Origin of the sequence: Burkholderia sp. JKS000303 (genome assembly GCF_002563755.1) — a bacterium.
Classification (GTDB): Bacteria; Pseudomonadota; Gammaproteobacteria; order Burkholderiales; family Burkholderiaceae; genus Burkholderia; species Burkholderia anthina_B.
This window is the reverse complement of sequence record NZ_PDBZ01000001.1, coordinates 1,201,245-1,226,014: the sequence shown is the minus strand read 5'-3', so window position 1 is coordinate 1,226,014 and position 24,770 is coordinate 1,201,245. Positions and strand designations below refer to the sequence as shown.

General features: G+C 62.9%; 29 protein-coding genes and 1 tRNA gene. 28 read left to right on the top strand and 2 right to left on the bottom strand.

The window, feature by feature from the left end:
* Positions 1-11: 11 nt before the first annotated feature.
* From murA to tatC, 16 genes are all read left to right on the top strand, one after another.
* Positions 12-1,361, top strand: a complete 1,350-nt coding sequence (gene murA / locus BX604_RS05850; protein ID WP_098549971.1) for a UDP-N-acetylglucosamine 1-carboxyvinyltransferase — start codon at positions 12-14, stop codon at positions 1,359-1,361.
* The gene (gene hisG, locus BX604_RS05845) at positions 1,358-2,011 is read left to right on the top strand and encodes an ATP phosphoribosyltransferase (RefSeq protein ID WP_098549970.1); all 654 of its coding nucleotides are present in this window, start codon (positions 1,358-1,360) and stop codon (positions 2,009-2,011) included. Before murA ends, hisG begins: the two co-directional genes overlap by 4 nt.
* Before the next feature lie 24 nt (positions 2,012-2,035).
* A complete protein-coding gene (hisD, locus tag BX604_RS05840; RefSeq protein WP_098549969.1) occupies positions 2,036-3,352 on the top strand; it encodes a histidinol dehydrogenase in 1,317 nt (438 codons plus the stop codon).
* Positions 3,353-3,472: 120 nt separating this feature from the next.
* Positions 3,473-4,546, top strand: coding sequence for a histidinol-phosphate transaminase (hisC, locus tag BX604_RS05835; protein WP_098549968.1), 1,074 nt, complete (start codon positions 3,473-3,475; stop codon positions 4,544-4,546).
* Positions 4,547-4,611: 65 nt separating this feature from the next.
* Positions 4,612-5,199, top strand: coding sequence for an imidazoleglycerol-phosphate dehydratase HisB (gene hisB / locus BX604_RS05830; RefSeq protein ID WP_098549967.1), 588 nt, complete (start codon positions 4,612-4,614; stop codon positions 5,197-5,199).
* A gap of 60 nt (positions 5,200-5,259) precedes the next feature.
* Entirely contained in the window at positions 5,260-5,880 is a 621-nt protein-coding gene (locus BX604_RS05825) for a YchE family NAAT transporter (protein WP_098549966.1), read from the top strand.
* Positions 5,877-6,518, top strand: a complete 642-nt coding sequence (gene hisH / locus BX604_RS05820; RefSeq protein ID WP_096504255.1) for an imidazole glycerol phosphate synthase subunit HisH — start codon at positions 5,877-5,879, stop codon at positions 6,516-6,518. The genes BX604_RS05825 and hisH overlap by 4 nt, the downstream gene beginning before the upstream one ends.
* 280 nt (positions 6,519-6,798) lie before the next feature.
* On the top strand, positions 6,799-7,554 hold the full coding sequence (gene hisA, locus BX604_RS05815; RefSeq protein ID WP_098549965.1) for a 1-(5-phosphoribosyl)-5-[(5-phosphoribosylamino)methylideneamino]imidazole-4-carboxamide isomerase: 756 nt from the start codon (positions 6,799-6,801) through the stop codon (positions 7,552-7,554).
* A 121-nt stretch (positions 7,555-7,675) separates the two neighbouring features.
* A complete protein-coding gene (gene hisF, locus BX604_RS05810) occupies positions 7,676-8,449 on the top strand; it encodes an imidazole glycerol phosphate synthase subunit HisF (RefSeq protein WP_006751800.1) in 774 nt (257 codons plus the stop codon).
* Positions 8,449-8,865, top strand: coding sequence for a phosphoribosyl-AMP cyclohydrolase (gene hisI, locus BX604_RS05805; protein ID WP_098549964.1), 417 nt, complete (start codon positions 8,449-8,451; stop codon positions 8,863-8,865). The genes hisF and hisI overlap by 1 nt, the downstream gene beginning before the upstream one ends.
* The gene (locus tag BX604_RS05800) at positions 8,862-9,227 is read left to right on the top strand and encodes a phosphoribosyl-ATP diphosphatase (protein ID WP_006485344.1); all 366 of its coding nucleotides are present in this window, start codon (positions 8,862-8,864) and stop codon (positions 9,225-9,227) included. The genes hisI and BX604_RS05800 overlap by 4 nt, the downstream gene beginning before the upstream one ends.
* A 71-nt stretch (positions 9,228-9,298) precedes the next feature.
* Positions 9,299-9,691, top strand: a complete 393-nt coding sequence (locus BX604_RS05795) for a DUF4870 family protein (RefSeq protein ID WP_098549963.1) — start codon at positions 9,299-9,301, stop codon at positions 9,689-9,691.
* Between the two features lie 29 nt (positions 9,692-9,720).
* On the top strand, positions 9,721-10,086 hold the full coding sequence (locus tag BX604_RS05790) for a histidine triad nucleotide-binding protein (protein ID WP_098549962.1): 366 nt from the start codon (positions 9,721-9,723) through the stop codon (positions 10,084-10,086).
* A gap of 94 nt (positions 10,087-10,180) precedes the next feature.
* Positions 10,181-10,411 carry a Sec-independent protein translocase subunit TatA gene (gene tatA / locus BX604_RS05785; protein ID WP_034183658.1) on the top strand — a complete coding sequence of 77 codons (231 nt, stop codon included), beginning with the start codon at positions 10,181-10,183 and terminating at the stop codon, positions 10,409-10,411.
* A gap of 26 nt (positions 10,412-10,437) precedes the next feature.
* Complete coding sequence (gene tatB / locus BX604_RS05780) at positions 10,438-10,971, top strand: Sec-independent protein translocase protein TatB (protein WP_098549961.1); 534 nt, start codon at positions 10,438-10,440, stop codon at positions 10,969-10,971.
* 41 nt (positions 10,972-11,012) lie between these two features.
* Positions 11,013-11,795, top strand: coding sequence for a twin-arginine translocase subunit TatC (tatC, locus tag BX604_RS05775; protein ID WP_098549960.1), 783 nt, complete (start codon positions 11,013-11,015; stop codon positions 11,793-11,795).
* Between the two features lie 185 nt (positions 11,796-11,980).
* Here tatC and BX604_RS05770 read toward each other — a convergent pair whose 3' ends face one another.
* Positions 11,981-13,186, bottom strand: a complete 1,206-nt coding sequence (locus BX604_RS05770) for a Do family serine endopeptidase (protein ID WP_098549959.1) — start codon at positions 13,184-13,186, stop codon at positions 11,981-11,983.
* Between the two features lie 21 nt (positions 13,187-13,207).
* Here BX604_RS05770 and BX604_RS05765 point away from each other — a divergent pair, with 21 nt between their 5' ends.
* From BX604_RS05765 to BX604_RS05730, 8 genes are all read left to right on the top strand, one after another.
* Complete coding sequence (locus tag BX604_RS05765) at positions 13,208-13,954, top strand: Nif3-like dinuclear metal center hexameric protein (protein ID WP_098549958.1); 747 nt, start codon at positions 13,208-13,210, stop codon at positions 13,952-13,954.
* 218 nt (positions 13,955-14,172) lie between these two features.
* Entirely contained in the window at positions 14,173-14,793 is a 621-nt protein-coding gene (gene petA, locus BX604_RS05760; RefSeq protein WP_098549957.1) for a ubiquinol-cytochrome c reductase iron-sulfur subunit, read from the top strand.
* Positions 14,793-16,175, top strand: coding sequence for a cytochrome b (locus tag BX604_RS05755; protein ID WP_098549956.1), 1,383 nt, complete (start codon positions 14,793-14,795; stop codon positions 16,173-16,175). The genes petA and BX604_RS05755 overlap by 1 nt, the downstream gene beginning before the upstream one ends.
* A 21-nt stretch (positions 16,176-16,196) precedes the next feature.
* The gene (locus BX604_RS05750) at positions 16,197-16,955 is read left to right on the top strand and encodes a cytochrome c1 (RefSeq protein WP_098549955.1); all 759 of its coding nucleotides are present in this window, start codon (positions 16,197-16,199) and stop codon (positions 16,953-16,955) included.
* 94 nt (positions 16,956-17,049) lie between these two features.
* On the top strand, positions 17,050-17,661 hold the full coding sequence (locus tag BX604_RS05745; RefSeq protein ID WP_006400565.1) for a glutathione S-transferase N-terminal domain-containing protein: 612 nt from the start codon (positions 17,050-17,052) through the stop codon (positions 17,659-17,661).
* A 71-nt stretch (positions 17,662-17,732) separates the two neighbouring features.
* Entirely contained in the window at positions 17,733-18,257 is a 525-nt protein-coding gene (locus BX604_RS05740) for a ClpXP protease specificity-enhancing factor (RefSeq protein WP_098549954.1), read from the top strand.
* 19 nt (positions 18,258-18,276) lie between these two features.
* Positions 18,277-18,352, top strand: a tRNA-Thr gene (locus BX604_RS05735).
* Positions 18,353-18,548: 196 nt separating this feature from the next.
* The gene (locus BX604_RS05730; RefSeq protein ID WP_098549953.1) at positions 18,549-19,757 is read left to right on the top strand and encodes a tyrosine-type recombinase/integrase; all 1,209 of its coding nucleotides are present in this window, start codon (positions 18,549-18,551) and stop codon (positions 19,755-19,757) included.
* A 56-nt stretch (positions 19,758-19,813) separates the two neighbouring features.
* On the opposite strand, the gene BX604_RS05725 is transcribed toward BX604_RS05730, so the two are convergent.
* The gene (locus BX604_RS05725; RefSeq protein WP_098549952.1) at positions 19,814-20,575 is read right to left on the bottom strand and encodes a hypothetical protein; all 762 of its coding nucleotides are present in this window, start codon (positions 20,573-20,575) and stop codon (positions 19,814-19,816) included.
* A gap of 233 nt (positions 20,576-20,808) precedes the next feature.
* Here BX604_RS05725 and BX604_RS05720 point away from each other — a divergent pair, with 233 nt between their 5' ends.
* The 4 genes from BX604_RS05720 to BX604_RS05705 all read left to right on the top strand — a co-directional run bounded on the left by BX604_RS05720 (position 20,809) and on the right by BX604_RS05705 (position 24,534).
* Positions 20,809-21,102, top strand: a complete 294-nt coding sequence (locus BX604_RS05720; protein ID WP_257146278.1) for a helix-turn-helix transcriptional regulator — start codon at positions 20,809-20,811, stop codon at positions 21,100-21,102.
* Between the two features lie 34 nt (positions 21,103-21,136).
* Positions 21,137-22,501, top strand: a complete 1,365-nt coding sequence (locus BX604_RS05715; protein WP_179894784.1) for a DUF3987 domain-containing protein — start codon at positions 21,137-21,139, stop codon at positions 22,499-22,501.
* 214 nt (positions 22,502-22,715) lie between these two features.
* Complete coding sequence (locus BX604_RS05710; RefSeq protein WP_098549950.1) at positions 22,716-23,969, top strand: YagK/YfjJ domain-containing protein; 1,254 nt, start codon at positions 22,716-22,718, stop codon at positions 23,967-23,969.
* Positions 23,970-24,204: 235 nt separating this feature from the next.
* Positions 24,205-24,534 (top strand): hypothetical protein, encoded by a 330-nt coding sequence (locus tag BX604_RS05705; RefSeq protein ID WP_143748006.1) that lies wholly within the window; start codon positions 24,205-24,207, stop codon positions 24,532-24,534.
* The last annotated feature ends 236 nt before the right edge of the window (positions 24,535-24,770 follow it).

The window sequence follows — 24,770 nt, the reverse complement described above, 5'->3', positions numbered from 1 at the left end:
GGAACCACTGAGTGCAAGTCACCGTCAACGAGCGCGACGCCGTCCAGAGCGTCGCCACGGCACACCCGGCCGCCAACGGGGAATCGCAGGGACAGGGGATGGACAAGCTCGTGATCGAAGGCGGTCGCCGGCTGTCCGGCGAGATCGTCGTGTCCGGCGCGAAGAACGCCGCGCTGCCGATCCTGTGCGCGGGGCTGCTGAGCGCCGATCCGGTCGAGCTCGACAACGTGCCGAACCTGAAGGACGTGCGGACCACGCTGAAGGTGCTGAACCAGATGGGCGTGAAGAGCGACACGGACGGCTGCCGCGTGCAGCTCGATGCGTCGAACGTCGACAACCTCGTCGCGCCGTACGAGCTCGTGAAGACGATGCGCGCGTCGATTCTCGTGCTCGGGCCGCTGCTCGCGCGCTTCGGCGAGGCGAAGGTGTCGCTGCCGGGCGGCTGCGCGATCGGCGCGCGTCCGGTGGATCAGCACATCAAGGGCCTGCAGGCGATGGGCGCCGAGATCAGCATCGAGCACGGCTTCATCGAAGCACGCGCGAAGCGCCTGAAGGGCGCGCGCATCGTGACCGATATGATCACCGTGACGGGCACCGAAAACCTGCTGATGGCCGCGACGCTGGCCGACGGCGAGACGGTGATCGAAAACGCGGCGCGCGAGCCGGAAGTGAGCGATCTCGCACACTTGCTGGTTGCGATGGGCGCGAAAATCGACGGCATCGGCACCGACCGCCTCGTGATCCAGGGCGTCGAGCGCCTGCATGGCGCGCGCCATTCGGTGATTCCCGACCGTATCGAGGCCGGCACGTTTCTGTGCGCGGTCGCGGCGGCCGGCGGCGACGTGATGCTGACGGGCGTGCGCCCGCAGATCCTCGACGCGGTGGTCGACAAGCTGCGCGAAGCCGGCGTGTCGATCGAGGAAGGCGACAGCTGGCTGCGCGTGAAGATGGACCGCCGCCCGTCGGCAGTGACGATCCGCACGTCGGAATACCCGGCGTTCCCGACCGACATGCAGGCGCAGTTCATGGCGCTGAATTCGATCGCGACGGGCACCGCGCAGGTCGTCGAGACCATTTTCGAGAATCGCTTCATGCACGTGCAGGAGCTGAACCGGCTCGGTGCGAACATCACGGTCGACGGCAATACGGCGCTCGTGACCGGCGTCGACAAGCTGTCCGGCGCAACCGTGATGGCGACCGACCTGCGCGCATCGGCGAGCCTCGTGATCGCCGGGCTGCGTGCCGAAGGCGAAACGCTCGTCGACCGCATCTACCATCTGGACCGCGGCTACGACCGCATGGAAGCCAAACTGACCGCTGTCGGCGCGAACGTGCGCCGCCTCTCCGGGAGCCAAGCATGACCGCGCCGCTGACCCTCGCCCTGTCGAAGGGCCGGATTTTCGAGGAAACCCTGCCGCTGCTGGCGGCTGCCGGCGTGCAGGTGTCCGAGGATCCGGAAACGTCGCGCAAGCTGATCCTGCCGACGACCAATCCGAACCTGCGCGTGATCATCGTGCGCGCGAGCGACGTGCCGACCTATGTCGAATACGGCGCGGCCGATTTCGGCGTGGCCGGCAAGGACGTGCTGGTCGAGCACGGCGGCTCGGGTCTGTACCAGCCGATCGATCTGAACATTGCACGCTGCCGGATGTCGGTGGCCGTGCCGGCCGGTTTCGACTACGCGAACGCGGTGCGCCAGGGCGCGCGCCTGCGGGTTGCGACCAAGTACGTCGAAACGGCGCGCGAACACTTCGCCGCGAAGGGCGTGCACGTCGACCTGATCAAGCTGTACGGCTCGATGGAACTGGCGCCGCTGGTCGGGCTGGCCGACGCGATCGTCGACCTCGTCAGCTCGGGCGGCACACTGAAGGCGAACAATCTGGTCGAGGTCGAGGAGATCATGGCGATCTCGTCGCGCCTCGTCGTGAACCAGGCTGCGCTGAAGTTGAAGCGCGCGGCGCTCAAGCCGATTCTCGACGCGTTCGAACGCGCGTCGCAGAATGGCAATTGAGCGCATCACCGTAACGGAACTCCCATGGCCATCACCATCCGCAAACTCGATTCGACGAGCGAAGGCTTCGATGCCGCGCTGCGTGCGGTGCTCGCATTCGAGGCGAGCGAGGACGAGGCGATCGAGCAGTCGGTCGCGCAGATTCTCGCCGACGTGAAGTCGCGCGGCGACGCCGCGGTGCTCGAGTACACGAACCGCTTCGACCGGCTGAGCGCGCCCAGCATCGCCGCGCTCGAGCTGCCGCAGGACGCGCTGCAGACGGCGCTCGACGGCCTCGCGCCGAAGGCGCGCGCAGCGCTGGAGGCGGCGGCGGCGCGTGTGCGGGCGTACCACGAGAAGCAGAAGATCGAGTGCGGCACGCATAGCTGGCAGTACACGGAAAGCGACGGCACGGTGCTCGGCCAGAAGGTTACGCCGCTCGACCGCGTCGGCCTGTACGTGCCGGGCGGCAAGGCGGCGTATCCGTCGTCGGTGCTGATGAACGCGATTCCCGCGCGCGTCGCGGGTGTCGGCGAGATCGTGATGGTCGTGCCGACGCCGGACGGCGTGAAGAACGATCTCGTACTCGCCGCGGCGCTGCTCGGCGGCGTCGATCGCGTGTTCACGATCGGCGGCGCGCAGGCCGTTGGCGCACTGGCATACGGCACGGCCACGGTGCCGGCGGTCGACAAGATCTGCGGGCCGGGCAACGCGTACGTCGCGTCGGCGAAGCGCCGCGTGTTCGGCACGGTCGGTATCGACATGATCGCCGGCCCGTCGGAAATCCTCGTGCTGTGCGACGGCACGACCGATCCGAGCTGGGTCGCGATGGACCTGTTCTCGCAGGCCGAACACGACGAGCTCGCGCAGTCGATCCTGCTGTGCCCGGATGGCGCGTTCCTCGAGCGCGTCGAGAAGGCGATCGACGAGCTGCTGCCGACGATGCCGCGCCAGGACGTGATCCGCGCATCGCTCGAAGGCCGCGGCGCGCTGATCAAGGTGCGCGACATGGCCGAAGCGTGCCGGATCGCGAACGACATCGCGCCCGAGCACCTGGAAATTTCCGCACTGGAGCCGCAGCAATGGGGCCAGCAGATCCGCCATGCGGGCGCGATCTTCCTCGGCCGCTACACGAGCGAAAGCCTCGGCGACTACTGCGCCGGCCCGAATCACGTGCTGCCGACGTCGCGCACCGCGCGCTTCTCGTCGCCGCTCGGCGTGTACGACTTCATCAAGCGCTCGAGCCTGATCGAAGTCAGCGCCGAAGGGGCGCAGACGCTGGGTGAAATCGCATCCGAACTCGCGTACGGCGAGGGCCTGCAGGCGCACGCGCGCGCCGCCGAACTCCGGATGAAGGGGTAACACGCGCGCCGGAGCCGATGCCGAGGCATCGGCTCCGGTCGGCCAGGAGACCCGTGCAAGGCGGCAGCCGCCGCCTTGCCGACCATTTGACGCCGGCGCGACGCACGCCGGCTTGAGACCATGACGACGCCACAAGACATCATCCGCCGCGACGTGCTCGCGATGACGAGCTACCCGGTGCCGGACGCGAGCGGGTTCGTGAAACTCGACGCGATGGAGAACCCGTATTCGCTGCCCGCGCCGCTCGCTGCGGCGCTCGGCGAGCGCCTCGCGCAGGTCGCGCTGAACCGCTACCCGGCGCCGCGCCCGGGCGCGCTGCTCGACAAGCTGCGCCACGCGATGGGCGTGCCGGCCGCGTGCGACGTGCTGCTCGGCAACGGCTCGGACGAAATCATCAGCATGATGTCGGTGGCGTGCGCGAAGCCGGGCGCGAAGGTGCTCGCACCGGTGCCGGGCTTCGTGATGTACGAGCTGTCCGCGAAGTTCGCGCACCTCGAATTCGTCGGCGTGCCGCTGAAGGCCGACCTGACGCTCGACGCCGACGCGATGATCGCGGCGATCGACACGCACCGGCCCGCGCTCGTCTATCTCGCGTATCCGAACAATCCGACCGGCACGCTGTACGACGAAGCCGACGTCGAGCGCATCATCGCGGCCGCGCGTCACAGCCTGATCGTGATCGACGAGGCGTACCAGCCGTTCGCGGAGCGGTCGTGGCTGCCGCGCGCTGCCGAATTCGACAACGTCGTCGTGATGCGCACCGTGTCGAAGCTCGGCCTCGCGGGCATCCGCCTCGGCTATCTTGCCGGGCTGCCGGCCTGGCTGACCGAGTTCGACAAGGTACGTCCGCCGTACAACATCAACGTGCTGACCCAGGCGACCGCTGATTTCCTGCTCGATCACCTCGACGTGCTCGATGCGCAGGCGGCCGAACTGCGCGCGGAACGCGCGCGTCTCGCGCAGGCCGTGGCCGCGCTGCCGGGCGCGACGGTGTATCCGAGCGCCGGCAACTTCCTGCTGGTGCGCGTGCCGGACGCGGTGAGCGTGTTCGATGCGCTGCTCACCGAAGGAGTGTTGATCAAAAACGTGAGTAAAATGCATCCGTTGCTGGCCGAATGCGTGCGGCTGACCGTCGGTTCTCCCGACGAAAATGCACGCTTGCTGGCCGCCTTGAAACTCGCGCTGCCCGGTTGAGCCCAGGGCGCGGCGGCGCGCGACGATCAATCCCCATTTACATCAGACTCAATCAAGGAATTGCCATGCGTGTGGCGGAAGTCGTTCGCAATACCAGCGAAACGCAGATCCGTGTGAAGCTCGATCTCGACGGCACGGGCCAGCAGAAGCTGGCTACCGGCGTGCCGTTTCTCGACCATATGCTCGATCAGATCGCGCGACACGGTCTGATCGATCTCGAGGTTGAAGCGCATGGCGACACGCACATCGACGATCACCATACGGTCGAGGACGTCGGCATCACGCTCGGTCAGGCTGTCGCGAAAGCGATCGGCGACAGAAAGGGCATCCGCCGTTACGGCCATTCGTACGTGCCGCTCGACGAGGCGCTGTCGCGCGTCGTGATCGACTTCTCGGGGCGCCCGGGTCTCGAATTCCACGTGCCGTTCACGCGCGCGCGGATCGGCACCTTCGACGTCGACCTGTCGATCGAATTCTTCCGCGGATTCGTGAACCACGCGGGCGTCACGCTGCACATCGACAACCTGCGCGGCATCAACGCGCACCATCAGCTCGAAACGGTGTTCAAGGCGTTCGGCCGGGCGCTGCGCGCGGCGGTGGAGCTCGACGAGCGTGCGGCGGGGCAGATTCCGTCGACGAAGGGCAGCCTCTGATTTCCTGACGGACTGCGTCCGGGACAACCTCACGGCTTCGGCGCGGCGCGCCGGCTTGCGATGGATCTGCTCAAATCGTTCATTTCGCTGCTGGCGCTGATCAACCCGGTCGGCGCGGTGCCGTTCTTCCTGAGCCTGACGGCGCAGCAGACGGACGACGAACGGCGCCGTACGATCCGGATCGCGTCGGTGTCGGTGTTCTGCGTGATGACGGTGACGGCGCTGCTCGGGCAGCAGATCATCAACTTCTTCGGCATTTCGGTCGGCTCGCTTGAAGTGGGCGGCGGGATCATCATGTTGCTGATGGCGATCAACATGCTGAACGCGCAGATCGGCAACACGCGATCGACGCCGGAGGAGCGCCACGAAGCAGAGATGAAGGACAACATCGCGGTCGTGCCGCTGGCGATTCCGCTGCTGACGGGCCCCGGCTCGATCAGCACGGTGATCATCTACGCGGCTAACTCGCATCACTGGTATGAGCGAGCCGGGCTTGTCGCGATTGGCGCTGTCCTGGCTTTGCTGTGTTTCATCGCGATGCGGCTCGCCGAGCCGATCGCGAACTGGATCGGCCGCACCGGCATCAACATCGCCACGCGGCTGATGGGTCTGATGCTGTCGGCGCTGGCGGTGGAATTCATCGTCAATGGACTGAGGGCGCTACTGCCTGCACTGAGATGAAAACTTCGATTGCGATTGTGGATTATGGGATGGGCAACCTGCGCTCGGTCGCGCAGGCGCTCAAGAAGGCCGAACCGGCCGCCGACGTGGCGATCGTCGACACGCCGGCCGCGATTCGCGCGGCCGACCGCGTCGTGCTGCCCGGCCAGGGCGCGATGCCGGACTGCATGCGCTGCCTTGGCGAATCGGGGCTGCAGGAAGCGGTGATCGAGGCGTCGCGCACGAAGCCGCTGCTCGGCGTGTGCGTCGGCGAGCAGATGCTGTTCGACTGGAGCGCCGAAGGCGACACGAAGGGCCTCGGCCTGTTGCCCGGCAAGGTCGTGCGGTTCGAGCTCGACGGCCGGTTGCAGGACGACGGCTCGCGCTTCAAGGTGCCGCAGATGGGCTGGAACCGCGTGCATCAATCGCAGCCGCACCCGCTGTGGGACGGCGTGCCCGATGACGCATATTTCTACTTCGTACACAGCTACTACGTGAGCCCGGAGAACCCGGCGCACACGGTCGGCGAAACGGCGTACGGTGCGCCGTTTACGTCCGCGGTCGCGCGGGACAACCTCTTCGCGACCCAATTCCACCCCGAGAAAAGCGCGGAGGTCGGGTTGCGTCTGTATCGCAACTTCGTACACTGGAAACCGTAAACGTCGCATGCGTGCCACAATTCGCGGGCCTGGCGGGCCCGTGTTGCGGCCGCCCCGCGAATGATTTGTTAGCTTGGGGGAATGTGTCTTTCCGGCCGCATTGAAATGGCGCGCGTCGCGCTCTGCAGTGCGGCCGGAAAGGCACGTTGGCAAGCCCGTTATTGGCGGGAGCAGGCCCTAAGCGCTGAAAGAGTTGTACTAAACTAGCGAGACGGCGCGGCACCGGTTTGGCCGGTGCGCGCCGGATTCTTTTCTTTTTCCACGACGATACCCGATTGCTATGTTGCTGATTCCGGCCATCGATCTCAAAGACGGTCAGTGTGTGCGCCTCAAACAGGGCGATATGGACCAGGCTACGATTTTCTCCGAGAACCCGGCGGCGATGGCCCGCAAGTGGGTCGATCTCGGCGCCCGGCGACTGCACCTGGTCGACCTGAACGGCGCGTTTGCCGGCAAGCCGAAGAATCTCGAAGCGATCGAAGCGATCCTCGACGAAGTCGGCGACGAAATCCCCGTGCAGCTTGGCGGCGGTATTCGCAGCCTCGAGACGATCGAGAAGTATCTCGACGCCGGCCTTTCCTACGTGATCATCGGCACCGCGGCCGTGAAGGACCCGGGCTTCCTGCAGGACGCATGCACCGCGTTCGCGGGCAACATCATCGTTGGCCTGGACGCGAAGGACGGCAAGGTCGCGACCGACGGCTGGAGCAAGCTGACCGGCCACGAAGTGATCGATCTCGCGCGCAAGTTCGAGGATTACGGCGTCGAATCGATCGTCTACACGGACATCGGCCGCGACGGGATGCTGCAGGGCATCAACATCGAGGCGACGGTGAAACTCGCGCAGGCGGTCGGCATTCCGGTGATCGCAAGCGGCGGCCTGTCGAACCTCACCGATATCGACAACCTCTGCGAAGTGGAAGAACACGGCGTCGAAGGCGTGATCTGCGGCCGTGCGATCTACTCCGGCGACCTCGATTTCGCGGCCGCGCAAAAGCGCGCGGACGAACTGAACGGCGAACTCGACGACGCGTAAGCGCGGTCGTTCCGTTCGCCGGGGGCTGCCTGCCGGCAGCCCCGACCGGGCGCCTCGCGCGAGGCGTCCGAAACCGGCCGTCCGCAACCGGCCATCCCATCGCGGCATTTGGCGCAACATCATGGCTCTAGCTAAACGCATCATCCCCTGCCTGGACGTGACTGCCGGGCGTGTCGTCAAGGGCGTCAACTTCGTTGAACTGCGCGATGCCGGCGATCCCGTCGAAATCGCTCGCCGCTACGACGACCAGGGCGCCGACGAACTCACGTTCCTCGACATCACCGCGACCTCCGACCAGCGCGACCTGATCCTGCCGATCATCGAGGCCGTCGCATCGCAGGTCTTCATTCCGCTGACCGTCGGCGGCGGCGTGCGCGCTGTCGAAGATGTGCGGCGCCTCCTGAACGCGGGCGCGGACAAGGTCAGCATGAACTCGTCGGCGGTCGCGAACCCGCAACTCGTGCGCGACGCGGCCGACAAGTACGGCTCGCAGTGCATCGTCGTCGCGATCGACGCGAAGCGCGTGTCCGCCGACGGCGAGACGCCGCGCTGGGAAGTGTTCACGCACGGCGGTCGCAAGAACACCGGCCTCGACGCGATCGAATGGGCGCGCAAGATGGCCGAGCTTGGCGCGGGCGAGATCCTGCTCACGAGCATGGACCGCGACGGCACGAAGTCGGGCTTCGACCTCGCGCTTACGCGCGGCGTGTCGGACGCGGTGCCGGTGCCGGTGATTGCATCGGGCGGTGTCGGTTCGCTGCAGCATCTGGCGGACGGCATCAAGGACGGCCGCGCCGACGCGGTGCTGGCCGCAAGCATCTTCCACTATGGCGAGCACACGGTCGGCGAGGCGAAGCGCTTCATGTCCGACCAGGGCATCCCGGTGAGGTTGTGATGAATACGGAAACGAAATCCCTGCCCGCGTGGCTCGACAAGGTCCGCTGGGACGACAACGGCCTCGTGCCGGTGATCGCGCAGGAAGCGTCGACGAACGACGTGCTGATGTTCGCGTGGATGAACCGCGAGGCGCTGGCCAAGACGATCGAGACGCAGCGCGCGGTCTACTACTCGCGCTCGCGCAAGCGCCTGTGGTTCAAGGGCGAGGAGTCGGGCCACGTGCAGCACGTGCACGAGGTGCGGCTCGATTGCGACGAGGACGTCGTGCTGCTGAAGGTCGAGCAGGTGTCGGGCATCGCATGCCACACCGGCCGGCATTCGTGCTTCTTCCAGAAATTCGAAGGTACCCTGGACAGCGGCGACTGGGTCGCGGTCGATCCGGTGCTGAAAGATCCCGAACACATCTACAAATGACGCAATCGACCGAAGACACGCTGCTGCGCCTCGCAGCCGTGATCGATAGCCGCAAGGGCGGCGACCCCGATCAATCGTACGTATCGCGCCTGTTCCACAAGGGCGACGACGCGGTGCTGAAGAAGATCGGCGAAGAGGCGACCGAAGTCGTGCTGGCCGCGAAGGACGTGCGCCAGGGCGGCGCGCCGACGGCGCTGGTCGGCGAAGTGGCCGATCTGTGGTTCCACTGCCTCGTGATGCTGTCGCATTTCGACCTGAGCCCGGCCGACGTGATCGCCGAACTCGAGCGCCGCGAAGGGCTGTCGGGCATCGAGGAAAAGGCGCTGCGCAAGCGCCGCGAGCGCGAGGAAAACGGCGGGTGACAGTCGACGGCCTGCCGCACCGGCAACAGTGCGGTAAGCTGTAAGAATTGTCATCTTACGAGGGTAGCATCATGACCGATACGCCGAGCCAGTTTCCGACGCCGTCGGTGCAGGGCACATCGGAGGCCGAACGGCTGAACGGATTGCGCACGCTGACGCACGTGTTGTACGGCCTCTACGCGATTCACTGGCTGACGGGTGGCGTCACCGGCATCATCGCGATCATCATCAACTACGTGAAGCGCGGCGATGTGGCCGGCACGCCGTACGCCGACCATTTCGAGTGGCAGATCCGCACCTTCTGGCGTGCGCTGATCGCATATGTGATCGGCTTCGCGCTGATGTTCGTGGTGGTCGGGTTCGTCATCATGTTTGTCACATGGATCTGGACGCTGTACCGTATCATCAAAGGTTGGCTGTACCTGAATGACAACAAGACGCTTGATCCGCGGGCCTGGTTCTGACCGGCGATCGAGCGTTTCGCAGGAGCAACATGAGTCACGATCCGAATTGCCTGTTCTGCAAGATCGCGGCGGGCGAGATCCCGAGCGCGAAGGTGCACGAGGACGACGAATTCGTCGCGTTCCGCGACATCCGCCCGGCGGCCGAGACGCACGTGCTCGTGATTCCGCGTCGGCATCTGCCGACGCTGTCGGCGGCGACCGACGCCGATGCGCCGATGCTCGGCCGGCTGATGGTGCTCGTCGCGCGTCTGGCCGACCAGCTCGGCGTCGCGTATACGGGCGGCGAAACCGGGTTTCGCACGGTGATCAACACGGGCCCCGGCGGCGGACAGGAGGTTTACCACCTGCACGCGCACATCCTGGCCGGCCCGCGCCCGTGGCAGCGGATGGGTTGACGCAGCGGGGCGTTTTCCCCGCATCGATAGTCGAAGCCGGCGTGCCGCCGGCGATTTACGCCGCGACGCGGCGTGGTTGAGGAGAGGTTTCATCATGGGTGGATTGAGCATTTGGCACTGGCTGATCGTGCTGCTGATCGTCGCGCTGGTTTTCGGTACGAAGAAGCTGCGCAACATCGGTAACGATCTCGGCAGCGCCGTGAAGGGTTTCAAGGACGGCATGAAGGAAGGCGAAACGCCGGCCGACGCGCAGCAACTGCCGCGCTCGGGCTCGGTCGACGTCAACGCGAAGGAAACGACGCGTTCCGACTCGAACAAGGCGTAATGCCGGTACGCTGACAGACATTCGCGATGCTGGATCTCGGTCTTTCGAAGATGGCGCTGATCGGCGTCGTCGCGCTCGTGGTGCTCGGCCCCGAGCGCCTGCCGCGCGTCGCGCGTACGGCAGGCGCATTGTTCGGCCGCGCGCAGCGGTACATCAACGACGTGAAGGCCGAGGTCTCGCGTGAAATCGAGCTCGACGCGCTGCGCACGATGAAGACCGATTTCGAGTCGGCCGCGCGCAACGTCGAGACGACGATTCACGACAACCTGCGCGAGCACGAGAAGGAGCTGAACGACACGTGGCATTCCGCGGTCGGCGGTCTTCATGAAGGCTCGGTCGATGCCGATTCGTACGGCTCCGACACGCCCGCAGCGCCGTCGTCGTGGCGCCGCAGCGCGGCTGCGCTTGCGCCGAAGCGTCGCAACTGGCGCGTGAAACAGGCTGCGATGCCTGTCTGGTACAAGCGCGCGACCACCCGTCGCACGCACGTGCAGTCGGGCGCCGCGCGTGTCGCGCGCCACCAGCCGGCCAGCCTGCGCCGGCCGACGCGCTTCTTCTGAGCCGAGCGCATGCTCGCTCGTCAATCCTACCGAGGGCCGGTGTGAGCGACCCCCAGCAGAATCCGGGCGACGCCCCGGAAGAAACCTTTATTTCCCATCTCGTCGAGCTTCGCGATCGCATCATTCGCGCGGGGCTGGCCGTGATCGTCGTGTTCCTCGGGCTCGTCTACTGGGCGCCCGACATCTTCCGGCTGCTCGCGCGGCCGCTGATGGAGAACCTGCCGAAGGGCGGCAGGATGATCGTGACCGACGTCACCGGCTCGTTCTTCGTGCCGATGAAGGTCACGATGCTCGTCGCACTCGTGATCGCGCTGCCGGTCGTGCTGTACCAGATCTGGGCGTTCGTCGCGCCGGGGCTGTACCAGCACGAGAAGAAGCTCGTCGCGCCGCTCGTCGGCAGCAGCTACTTCCTGTTCCTGTGCGGGATGGCGTTCGCGTACTTCCTCGTGTTCCCGACGATCTTCCGCGTGATGGCGCACTACAACGCGCCGCTCGGCGCGGAGATGTCGACCGACATCGACAACTACCTGAGCTTCGTGCTCGGGATGTTCATCGCATTCGGGGTCACGTTCGAGGTGCCGATCATCGTCGTGCTGCTCGTGCGCATGGGCGTGCTGACGGTGAAGAAGCTGAAGGAGATCCGGCCGTACGTGATCGTCGGCGCGTTCATCGTCGCGGCGGTCGTCACGCCGCCGGACGTGTTCTCGCAGCTGATGCTCGCGCTGCCGCTCATCGTGCTGTTCGAGGTCGGGCTGCTGGCCGCACGATTCTTCGTGCCGAAGCCGACGGAAGAGACCGAAGCGGAGAACGGCGCCGCCGGTTGACGAAGGCGCTGCACGCGGCGGCCCGGCGATGTTTCAAACGCCGAGCGTTGCGCGGATGGTGCGGAGCGGTTGACCGCCGCCGGGCAAGACAAGCGATGCAAAGCAAAAGGGCAGCCGGATCGGTTGCCCTTTTTTCATGTCCGGCTACCGCTCGCAGACGGCGTGGCCGCGCCGCCCGGCGGGCGTCATTCGGTGTCGCTGTCCTGATCGTCGAGCGTCTGTTTCGGCGGCGGCGGGCGCTTGCCGATCACGACGTTCACGTCGAACTCCTTGCCCTTGCGCACGACGTGCACCTTGGTCGGCGTGCCCGGCTTGATCTGCGCGACGGTGTTCAGCAGCTTCGTCGTGTCGGTGATTTCCTCGCCGTTCACACTGACGAGGATGTCGCCCGGCTTGATGCCGGCCTTGTCGGCCGGGCCGCCCTGCAGCACGCCCGCGACGATCGCGCCCGATTTCTGCGCGAGCCCGAACGACTCGGCGATCTCCGGCGTGACGTCCTGCGGCTCGACACCGATCCAGCCGCGCGTGACCGATCCGTTCGTGATGATGCTTTCGAGCACGGTGCGCGCGGTCGACACCGGAATCGCGAAGCCGATGCCGAGCGAGCCGCCCGAGCGCGAGTAGATCGCGGTGTTGATGCCGAGCAGGTTGCCGTTCACGTCGACCAGCGCGCCGCCCGAGTTGCCCGGGTTGATCGGCGCGTCGGTCTGGATGAAGTTCTCGAACGTGTTGATGCCGAGGTGATTGCGGCCGAGCGCGCTGATGATCCCCATCGTGACCGTCTGGCCGACGCCGAACGGGTTGCCGATCGCGAGCACCACGTCGCCCACACGCGCCTGGTCGGAGCGGCCGAGCGTGATCGTCGGCAGGTTCGTCATGTTGATCTTCAGCACCGCCAGATCGGTTTCCGGGTCGCTGCCGATCACCTTCGCGGTGGCCGTGCGGCCGTCGGCGAGCGCGACTTCGATCTGGTCGGCGCCGTCCACGACGTGCTGGTTCGTTAGAATGTAACCTTCCGGGCTCACGATAACGCCCGAGCCGAGGTTGGCGGCCGGTTCGTCCTGCTGCTTGCGGGCGTTGCGGTCGCCGAAGAAGTAGCGGAACAGCGGGTCTTTCGCGCGCGGATCGGGCGGCAGGGAGCCGTCCTTGCTGGAGAATACGTTGACGACGGCCGGCATCGCCTTTTGCGCCGCCTCGGCGTACGACGTGGTTGCCGGTGCCCCGCCGATGCCCGGCGCGACCTCCCGCAGTGCAACGATCGGCGTGGCGAGCTGTTTGCCGAGCTGTCCTTGCCGTTGCAGCCATTGCGGCTTGAGCGTCACGACGATGAACATCAGCGCGAGCAGTACGGTTACCGCCTGCGCGAAGAACAGCCAGAAGCGTCTAAGCATCTGAATGGATTAGAGGTTTATATGGATCGGATCGAACTTGAATTGTACTTGAACAATACCCTTGAAACCGCGCGCTTCAAGGACTATTGCCCGAACGGCCTTCAGGTCGAGGGTCGCCGCAAGATCGAGAAGATCGCCACCGGCGTCACGGCGTCGGTCGCCTTCCTCGAGGCGGCGCTCGAATGGGGGGCGGATGCGGTGCTCGTCCACCACGGCTATTTCTGGCGCAACGAGGCGCCGCAGATCACCGGCCGCAAGTACCAACGCCTGAAGCTGCTGCTCGCGAACGACCTGAACCTGTTCGCGTACCACCTGCCGCTCGACGCGCATCCGGAATTCGGCAACAACGCGCAGCTCGGCGCGAAGCTCGGGCTGATCGGCGAGCAGCGTTTCGGTGACGGCGATCTCGGCTGGATGGCGACGCTGCCGATGCCCGTCTCGCTCGAGCACTTCGTCGCGAAGGTCGAGCGCACGCTCGGTCGCACGCCGCTCGTGCTCGGCGACCGCGACATGCAGATGCGCCGCATCGCGTGGTGCACGGGCGCCGCGCAGAGCTATTTCGACGCGGCGATCGACGCCGGCGCCGATGTGTTCCTCACCGGCGAAGTATCCGAATCCGTCACGCATGCGGCAGCGGAAAGCGGCGTCGCATTCGTTGCGGCAGGGCACCATGCGACCGAACGCTACGGAATCCAGGCACTCGGTGCGCACTTGTCCGAAGAATTCGATATCGAACACCTTTTTATCGATATTCATAATCCGGTCTGACGGCCGGATTTGCGGCGGCGCATCGAAATTTCACAATGTAGCAAACACTTAAAAGTGAAATGATTTAATCGCTTCGATAGTGGGGGAAAACCCTTAACTATCAACTACTTCGAACGGATTTTCATCTCCGGGCCTTGTAAATGGCGACTCCATTCGAGCAAACTAGCGACGGAATGGAAAGTCGTGACGGAAAATCCAACTCAGAAGTGGGGCGTGTGATGCGAGACAAGGAAGAGAAACGCGTCGACAGCGGCCGCCGTACCTGGCTGATTGCGACATCCGTAGCAGGTGGCGTAGGAGGCGTAGCCACCGTCATACCTTTCGCGGCGTCGCTGGCGCCGTCCGCAAAAGCAAAGGCGGCCGGTGCGCCGATCGAGGTCGACATCAGCGGCCTGAAACCCGGCGAGATGGTGACCGTGCCGTGGCGCGGCAAGCCGGTCTGGATCCTGAACCGCACCGACGACATGCTGGCCGACGTCGTGAAGGCCGACAAGGAAGTCGCCGATCCGACCACCCAATCCCCGTATTCGATGCCGTTGCCCGCGTATTGCGCGAACGAATATCGCTCGCGGGCCGATCGCAAGAACATTCTCGTCGTGATGGCCGTGTGTACGCACCTCGGCTGCACGCCAAGCCAACGCTTCACGCCAGGTCCGCAGCCGAACCTGCCGGACGACTGGCCGGGCGGTTTCCTGTGCCCGTGCCACGGTTCGACCTACGACCTCGCCGGCCGTGTGTTCAAGAACAAGCCGGCGCCTCAGAATCTCGACATCCCGCCCTATATGTTCACGTCGGCGACGACCCTCGTGATCGGCAAGGACGAGAAAGGAGAAGCGTGATGGCTGCCGACCACAAAGAAGTCTCCACGACAGGTCTCACCGGCTGGATCGACCAGCGCTTCCCGCTCACGTCCACCTGGAAAAAGCACGTTTCCGAGTACTACGCGCCGAAGAACTTCAACTTCTGGTACTTCTTCGGCTCCCTCGCGCTACTCGTGCTCGTCAACCAGATCGTCACGGGCATCTTCCTGACGATGAACTACAAGCCCGACTCGACGCTCGCGTTCTCGTCGGTCGAGTACATCATGCGCGAGGTGCCGTGGGGCTGGCTGATTCGCTACATGCACTCGACCGGTGCCTCGCTGTTCTTCGTCGTCGTGTACCTGCACATGTTCCGCGGGCTGATGTACGGGTCGTACCGCAAGCCGCGCGAGCTCGTGTGGATCTTCGGCTGTGCGATCTTCCTGTGCCTGATGGCCGAGGCGTTCTTCGGCTACCTGCTGCCGTGGGGCCAGATGTCGTTCTGGGGCGCGCAGGTGATCGTGAACCTGTTCTCGGCGATCCCGTTCGTCGGCCCGGACCTGTCGCTGTGGATTCGTGGCGACTACGTCGTGTCCGACGTCACGCTGAACCGGTTCTTCGCGTTTCACGTGATCGCGATCCCGCTCGTGCTGATCGGCCTCGTGATCGCGCACCTGGTTGCACTGCATGAAGTGGGGTCAAATAACCCGGATGGCATCGAGATCAAGGCGAAGAAGGACGAGAACGGCGTTCCGCTCGACGGTATCCCGTTCCATCCGTACTACTCGGTGCACGATTTCTTCGGCGTCTGCGTGTTCCTGATGGTGTTCGCGCTGATCGTGTTCTTCGCGCCGGAGATGGGCGGCTACTTCCTGGAGTCGAACAACTTCGTGCCGGCGAACCCGCTGCAGACGCCGCCGGAGATCGCGCCGGTCTGGTACTTCACCGCGTTCTACGCGATGCTGCGCGCGACCACCGATCCGTTCAAGATCGTGCTGATGATCGTGATCGCGCTGCTCGGCGTGCTGGCGCTGATCCGTGCGCGCGGCAAGTGGAAGGCCGGGCTGCCGGTGCTGGCCGCGGCGATCGTCGTGTTCATGTTCCTGACGGAGTCGAAGTTCTGGGGCGTCGTCGTGATGGGCTCGGCGGTGATCACGCTGTTCTTCCTGCCGTGGCTCGACCGCAGTCCGGTGAAGTCGATCCGCTACCGGCCGCTGTTCCACAAGGTGTTCCTCGGGATCTTCGTCGCGGCGTTCCTGACCCTCGCGTTCCTCGGCACACGGCCGCCATCGCCGGCTGCGACGCTGATTGCGCAGGGCTGCGCGCTGATCTACTTCGCGTTCTTCCTCGGTATGCCCGTCTGGACGCCGCTTGGCACGTTCAAGCAGCCGCCGGAGCGGGTGCGCTTCAAGCCCCATTAACGTGAGCGAGGAGAGAACGACATGAAGAAACTGCTTTCGATGCTCGCGCTGCTCGGGGTGACGGCCGTTGCGCTGCTGGCGGCGCCGGCCGTACGCGCGGAAGGTAATTTTCCGCTCGACCGGGCGCCCGATAACACGGAAAATCTCGTTTCGCTTCAACACGGCGCGCAATTGTTTGTAAACTATTGCCTGAACTGCCACAGCGCGAACCTGATGCGCTACAACCGTCTGACGGATCTGGGCATATCCCAGAAGGAGATCGAAACGAATCTCCTGTTCACGACCGACAAGGTCGGGAACACGATGTCCGTTGCGATGCGGCCCGAAGACGCGAAGAACTGGCTCGGCACCACGCCACCCGACCTGTCGGTCGAGGAGCGGGCGCGCGGCCGCGACTGGCTGTATACGTATCTGCGCGGGTTCTACCGCGACGATACGCGGCCGACCGGCTGGAACAACGCGGTGTTCGAGAACGTCGGCATGCCCAACGTATTGTGGCAACTGCAGGGGCAGCGCACCGCCAAATTCGAAGACAAGACGGACGAGGAGACGGGCGAGAAGGTCCACACGCTCGTCGGCTTCCAGCAGGTCACGCCGGGGACGTTGTCGTCGCCGGATTATGATGCTGCGGTTGCCGACCTGGTGGCCTATATGACATGGATGGCCGAGCCAGCCCAGCAGACCCGCAAACGCCTCGGCGTGTGGGTGCTGATCTTTCTCGGTGTCCTGACTTTCCTGGCCTGGCGGCTCAATGCCGCGTACTGGAAAGATATCAAGTAAACACGCCTGACCGGCGTGGGGCCGGCGCAAGGCGGAACCCGTGAAAGGGGTTGCGCCGCGTGCCGGCCCTCGGCTTTTTTGAGGAAACGCAAATATGATGGTTCTGTATTCCGGCACAACTTGCCCGTTCTCCCAGCGTTGCCGGCTGGTGTTGTTCGAGAAGGGCATGGACTTCGAAATCCGTGACGTCGACCTGTTCAACAAGCCGGAAGACATTTCGGTGATGAACCCGTACGGTCAGGTGCCGATTCTGGTTGAGCGCGACCTGATCCTGTACGAATCGAACATCATCAACGAATACATCGACGAGCGCTTCCCGCATCCGCAACTGATGCCGGCTGATCCGGTGCAGCGTGCGCGTGCGCGCCTGTTCCTGCTCAACTTCGAGAAGGAGCTGTTCGTTCACGTCAGCACGCTCGAGAACGAGAAGGGCAAGGCTGCCGAGAAGAACCACGAGAAGGCACGTCTCGCGATCCGCGATCGCCTGACGCAGCTCGCGCCGATCTTCGTGAAGAACAAGTACATGCTCGGCGAAGAGTTCTCGATGCTCGACGTTGCGATCGCGCCGCTGCTGTGGCGTCTGGATCACTACGGTATCGAACTGTCGAAGAATGCCGCGCCGCTGATGAAGTACGCGGAACGGATCTTCAGCCGTCCGGCCTATATCGAAGCACTGACGCCGTCCGAAAAGGTCATGCGTCGTTGATGATGCAATGAGTGCATGACGGAGCGGGCGGCGCGGCGTGCCGCGTGCCCGCTCCGGGTTCGAGGATTGTGATGCAAGAGATTTCAACGAAGCCTTATCTGCTGCGCGCGCTGTACGAGTGGTGCACCGATAACGGTTACACGCCGCATATCGCGGTGAGGGTCGACAACTCGACGCGCGTGCCGCGTCAGTTCGTGCGTGACGGCGAGATCGTGCTCAACATCAGCTTCGAGGCGACGAGCCAGCTGCAGATGGGTAACGAGTGGATCGAGTTCACTGCCCGGTTCTCCGGGAAGGCGCACAAGATCGAGATTCCGGTGGCCAACGTGCTCGCGATCTACGCGCGGGAGAACGGTCAGGGGATGGCATTCCAGGTCGATGCGGTGGCCGGTGAGGCCGAGGATTCGGGTGCATTCGAAGACGATGCCGTGCAGGCCGACGATGGCGCGTCGCGCGACGAGTCTTCGACCACGTTGACGCCCGTCGCAGACAGCGGCGCGAACGAGGAACCCTCCGAAGGCGCCGACGAACCGCCGAAATCCGATGGAGATGGGTCGAAAGGCAGCAGCAGACCTCGCCTCAAGATCGTGAAATGAGGTAGAATCTCGCGCTTACGCCGGCTTAGCTCATCTGGTAGAGCAGTTGATTTGTAATCATCAGGTGGCGGGTTCGAGTCCTGCAGCCGGCACCAAATACCCATCCGAGGTAGTCCTCGGAAATCCAGAAACCCGTGATAGCATAAGGCTTCACGGGTTTTTTTATTCCAGCGTTGTCCAGCGATGCCCGTCTGAATCCGGGGGCATGTGGGGGCACCTCCGGGGGAATCTTCGCAGTCTGGCAAATGCCCCCGGGAAAAGTGCCCCCTAGCGCTGTAAGGTAGATGCCTTATGCCGTTGACCGACGTCGCGATTCGTAAAGCTGCTCCACGCGAGAAGTCGTACCGCCTTGCTGATAGCGGCGGTATGTACCTCGAGGTCTCGCCGTCCGGCGGGAAATACTGGCGGCTCAAATACCGTTTCCTGGGCAAGGAAAAGCGGCTTGCGTTGGGTGTCTACCCGGACGTGTCGTTAGCTGCTGCTCGCGAAAAGCGTGACGACGCCCGAAAGAAGCTTGCCGCTGGTGTCGATCCCAGCGAGGCGAAGAAGGCTGATAAGCGTGCTGCACGCCTCGCCGCAACTAATTCGTTCGAAGCCGTTGCTCTTGGCTGGATGGATGAACTCAAGCCGTACGTTACAGCTGGCTCGATGGCGAAGACCAAGGCTCGCTTCGAGAAGGATGTTTTCCCGTGGATAGGCAAGCGGCCGGTAGCGGAAATCGATGCGCCCGAAATCTTAACGGTTCTCAAGCGGATCGACAGTCGCGGCGCTCGTTTCACAGCCCACAAGGTTCGCGGCGAGATCAGCCGCGCATTCCGCTACGGAATCAAGGAAGGCTATTGTAAGTTTGATCCGGCTCGCGATCTGGTCAATGCCATCCCGCCGGCGCAGACGACCCACTTTGCTTCGATTACAGAGCCGGCGAAAGTTGGCGCCATGCTTCGGGCATTCGATGGGTTTTCCGGCACGTTTCCTGTCCTCTGCGCGCTCAAGCTCGCGCCCATGTTGTTCACGCGACCCGGCGAGTTGCGCAAGGCGGAGTGGGCTCAGTTCGATCTTGGCAAGGGTGAGTGGAGATACATCGTTACGAAGACGTCGACCGAGCATCTGGTTCCGCTTGCGACCCAAGCTGTTCAGATCTTGCGAGAGCTCCAAGCGTTGACTGGTCACGGTCGTTATGTCTTTCCGGGAGCACGTTCGTCTCAGCGTCCGATGAGCGACGCCGCGGTCAATGCTGCCCTCCGCCGGTTGGGCTATGACACCCGTACTGAAATTACCGGCCACGGTTTTCGAGCCATGGCACGCACGATTCTTCACGAGGAACTGGAGCAAAAACCTGAGGTGATCGAGCACCAGCTTGCTCATGCCGTGCCGGACACGCTCGGCAAGGCATATAACCGCACGAAGTTCATCAAGGAGCGGAGAGCGATGATGCAGAAGTGGGCAGATTATCTCGACAAGCTGAAGGCCGGGGCAGGATCAACTGGGCTCGTAGATTGAGATACAAGTGCAAGAGAACTGAGGCGATTTGCGCGCGAAGCGCCATACAGCTCGCCTCATCTCGCACGTTTTTGCTTTTTCTCGAATGCGGTTCTTACATTGGAATCGCTGCCGAGCATTTCAGACAATTTCGCATACGTATCACCAGCTGCTATGCCGAAGGTTTCGAGAATGCCAATGGCTATACTTGAAATTTTCTCGACGGCTTCTGACTCGGATTTCCATCCGTCGAATGGCGCCAGATCTTTCAGTAGCTGGATGTACAACTGCTGCTCCTTGTCCTTCGCATTCTGGGCTTTCTGGTGACCCCCACGTGCAGCCCGCGACGTTTTTATATTTTGGTCCGCCATGACCTGGTAGTAGCCGTCTGCCCGCCCGAGACAATTTTTTGCCTCGGAGACGAAGAACCAAGCTTCTTCTGGGTGGCCTTGTTTCCATGCATTTTCCCCCCGCGTCAGATTCAGGCAGGCCTCCAGCAGGTGCGAGCGATATTCGAGGTCCGAGCAACATTGAGGTGGCTCAGGATAGCTTTCGACGAGCGCCCTCCGTTGTTGGCCCATGTGGGCTGATGTGACGCTATCAATCGGATCGGGAAGCCGATCGAATGCCGTGACGCGGTCCAAGTATGCAGCGAACGGTTTGCCTACGTTTTCGAACGGCCAGCTTAGGCAGTCGCGCGTGCGATCGATCTCATGTTCGAGGTCGGACACGAGCACTTCCTTTTGTTGAAAGCACATTGATTGCTTCATCCGTTGCGAGGATCTGATCCGGGCGATGGTCTCAATGGTCTGTGGGGAAGTAGCTTCGGAGTTCTTCATCTGTGTTTCTCATTGTGATACGCACTGCTGCTTCGCTATAGCCAGTCAGCAACTTAGCCAGCGGCAGCATTGTGGCCGTATGCCTGGAATCTGCTCTCAGCTACAACGGGCGCCGGCTGCTTATCGCAAGTGCTTGGATGTGGCACGCAGTATTTTTTTACGCAAAGCAGCGCCTGTTGCTGTCTGGGAAGATCCGCGAACATGCATCGGCATCCACTTGAAAGGAGATTCCGATGCTGAACAAAAATCAAACGGTTGCACCCGAGGAGCCCAATCCGACGCACTATAGCGCATCCGATAGCGCTAGCTCGATGGTGCGCCAGCTCGAAAAGGCATTGCGCATCCTGCGCATGAAACAGATGTCTGAGCGCATGGGGTTGTCGCGTGCGACGCTGTACGTGTTGATGTCCACCGATCCGACCTTCCCGGCGAAGATCAACCTGACCGCTCGCACGGTTGGCTGGCTCGAGTCCGAGGTCGATGCATGGATCGCGTCGCGCGCCGCATCGCGCGGCGTCACGCGGTAAGGGGGGCGTGATGAATTGGAATCGCACCGATAGCATGTTCCCTCAACTGACGGACGTCCCGCTCGACGCTTTGCCGCCGAAGATGCGCTCCACGGCGGACGAACTAATCCGCGGTGGCGGGCATCCCGCGATCATCAGCGCGTTGATTTCGCACTACACGCAGCTGTGCGCGCAACCGCTGGTCGACGGTGAAATGCCTCATGGCGGCATCGTTCCGACCAACAGCTTCGTCTATATCAATGCCGTTTCCGGTTCGGGCAAGACTGCTCCGCGCGAAGCACTGGAGCAGCCGTTCATCGATTGCCAGTTGGCGTGCGACGCGAACGACGCGCAGGCCATGCTGCAGTATGAGGCCGGGGCGCCGTCGTGGGGCTTGTCCGTCAGCTCCGCCACCATGAAACCCCACAGCGGCGAGCCGATCTACGCGACGAAACTGCTGACGGATCTGACGCCCGAAAGTATCGCCGATCAGTTCATGCAGTGTCGCTCGATCGGCGTGTCCGACGACGAGGGCCAATTGCTGACGGCATCATGGTTCCGTCGCAGCGTGTCGGCGTACATCCACGTGATCGACGGTCATACGCAGGTTATCGCTCGCAGAACGACCGGCACGAAGACGATCGCCGACCCGCGCGGCAGCATTCTGATCTCGGTGCAGCCGGAAGTGACGTCTGCGTTCGATGTGCGTCATGGCCGGATCTTCCGCCAGAGTGGTTTCGCGCCGCGCGGCTTGATGGTTCAGGTTCCCGCAAGCGCACCGCGTTTCATGGACGTGGACAATCTGCCGGCGCCGCCGAAGCTCGACGTCTGGCGCGATCAGGTAATGGGCTTTCTGGGCGAGGCGATTTTCCGGGCCAAGCACGGCGTCACCAAGCGGCACGTGACCCGCAGCACGTCGCACGCGAAACGCTGCGCTGCGTCGCTGCATAACGAGTACCAGCGCCGCGGCATGTCGCGCGGCGATCTCGTGGAACTGCCCGAGCATGGTCTGCGCCAGATGGAAAACGCGGTGAAGCTCGCGGTCGGCATGCATATGTTCGAACAAATGCCGGGCGACGTCAGTGGTGAAACCATGGAGCGTGCAGCGCGCATCGTGAAGTGGCACACGGAGCACTACAAGCATCGCTTCCTGCCGAAGCCGAAAGTCTCTGCGACCGAACTGCACGCGCAGACGCTGCATGTTTGCCTGACTGCAGTGGTCAAGGATACGCATCAGCGTGAGTTCGAGTTGCGCGGGCTGGTGGATACCGCACCGAACATCGGTCTTAGCGCGAGCCAGGCGAAACGCGCGTTCGATTTCCTTTGCAACGTGGGCTACGCCAGCTACGTCAAGTACCGCAACAGGACGTGGGTAGTGTTGGCGCCGGAACAATACCCGCTCATCCACTTCCGGGGTTGACCTTGAACGTCCGCAGGCTTGCCTGCGGACTTTATGACGCGAACCTGACGCTCAATCTCAGCGGGACGTTTCTGCATACCAGCTCAATAACGGTTCACGTCGTCATGACAGATGTGATTGAAGCATCTGTCCCGTTGTAGGGGGCATTCTTCGGTCGGGTAGTTCTGGTTTTTAATGAGATATAGAAGTATCAATAATTAAATAAGGATAACGAATGTATAGAGATGATGAGGCCAACGGTGCGGATCGCAGCATTGGCATTGGTACTGTTGGTATACCAATCGGATATACGAGTAAAGCAGATATTGATAACAACCTGACCGATGGTGAACGCGACACCAACATCAGCGATGCAGTGCGACTGGATCGACGGCTGAACACGTTGATACTAAAAGACGGTACGACGGCATTGTTGCCGAACTCGCACGATGCCTTGCTGATGCTTGACGCGTTCCTGCGCATGATTCTGAAGGACGACACCCCGTCCTTCACGGTTCGTTACGAAGGTCGCTGGAAGCGCATGAAGAAGGCGTCGAAGTTGGCGGACTACTTCGTCGCGGTACGCAACGCTGCAATGATCTATTCGAGCGCGTTGACGTACCCGCCGCACATCGGGCTGTTTTTCGAGCTTTACCGCGTGCACCCGATCAGCTGCTGCGCTTGCGTGAATCCGTGGCAGCACTTCGATGGGGACCGTCTTGAGGGCGAAGTGATGGAAGCGTTTCGAAGCGCTTACCGGAAGGAAGCAGAGCAGCGTGGTACCCGAAAGAAACTGGACGACTGGGACCGCCGATCGGAAACCAACCTCGAGCGCTTGAAACAGTACGTGAACGCATTGTTCGACACTTATGCGCGAATCGTGACGGTGCGGGTGGACTTCTACCATCACGCGGCGATCATCGACCCAGCCGAGGTTAAGCAGGTGATCGAACAGGTAGAGGATGCTGCTGCAAAGGACACCGCGGCGTACCGCTCGTGTAACGACGAAGAAGTGTTCGGTAGCGCTCTGGCGCGTGTCGGTATCGAAGAAGTAATGCGAGATCGCGATAGGCTGTTCTTGAACATGCGCGGCAAGCCGTCGCTGTTTCAGCACATGGTCGGGCACGTCTGGCGCATCGAATACGCCCGAGTAGGCGGGTATCACCTGCATTGCGCATTGTTCTTCGACGGCTCGAAGGTTCAGCAGCACGAGTGGCTCGCGCAGCAGATCTGCGACTACTGGCACGACGTGATCACGGAGGGTCGCGGCTACGCTCACAACTGCAACCGCAACCGCTATCCCGATTACGTGCTCGGCCCGACGGACTACCACGATCACGATAAGCGAGCTCGGTTGCTGAAGTGCCTGGCATATCTCGCGAAGGAGGATCAGCTCGTGTACGCGAAGCCGTCGGTCAAGTGCAAGCTGTTCGGCACGGGGCGTCTTCCGCAACCGAAGGGGATCGGTCGCAAGCGCTCGAGGGAGTGACGCATGTCATCGAAGACGGTCGGGGCGAGACGATCGGCTCAATCTGGTACGCGAGGGCTGTTGAACGTGATATCGGAATTGGTTCCTCGCCTTGCCGGGAAAGGCTCTGCGCTAAGAGAGATCCAGGTTGTCGCTCGATGCCGTGGTTCCGGGTTTTCAGTGTACGGGCGGCCTCCTGGCGTCTGATGGATGTCTACTCGGCAATCGCACGACTATTTTTTTACGAGGTTCAATGATGAGTATGAGTGAAGAGTTCAACCGTAACAAAAGAAGTATCGGCTCGATCGACATTGAGGCGCTGAAGGGGAGTCTGCGTCAACTGCAACCGACTCGCCTGCCGTCCAAGATCGCCGTGCTGCGAGAGCTGTTGGAAGTGGTCGACCAGATGCACGACAGCGGCGTGTCGTATGCGGATATCGCTGCGCATCTGACGGAGAAAACGGAAATCGAGTTCAAGGAGGGGGCGTTGAAGAGCATGCTGTCGAAGTTGCGCAAGGAAGCAAAGGCGCAGGCAGCCAGCGCGTTGCGGAATGGTCAATCGTCCGATACTTCGCGTCGCGGGTAAATTTCCGTGTCGTAGCCGTTGCCGTCTGGCGGGTAACGTTTCCATTGCGGTGCGTTACCTGCTTCTTCATGATCGCGGTTTCGTGGAGTTGCTTTCGGCTGTGGCGTTTCCGCTAACTGGCTCTATCGAAGGGAGCAACGCTCGGAAGAAATCGATGCACCCACTTCGGGGTGCGTCAATGCATAGGCGTGGCTGTTGCGGTATCCACTACGCGGCGATCGGAGGGGCTATCGTCG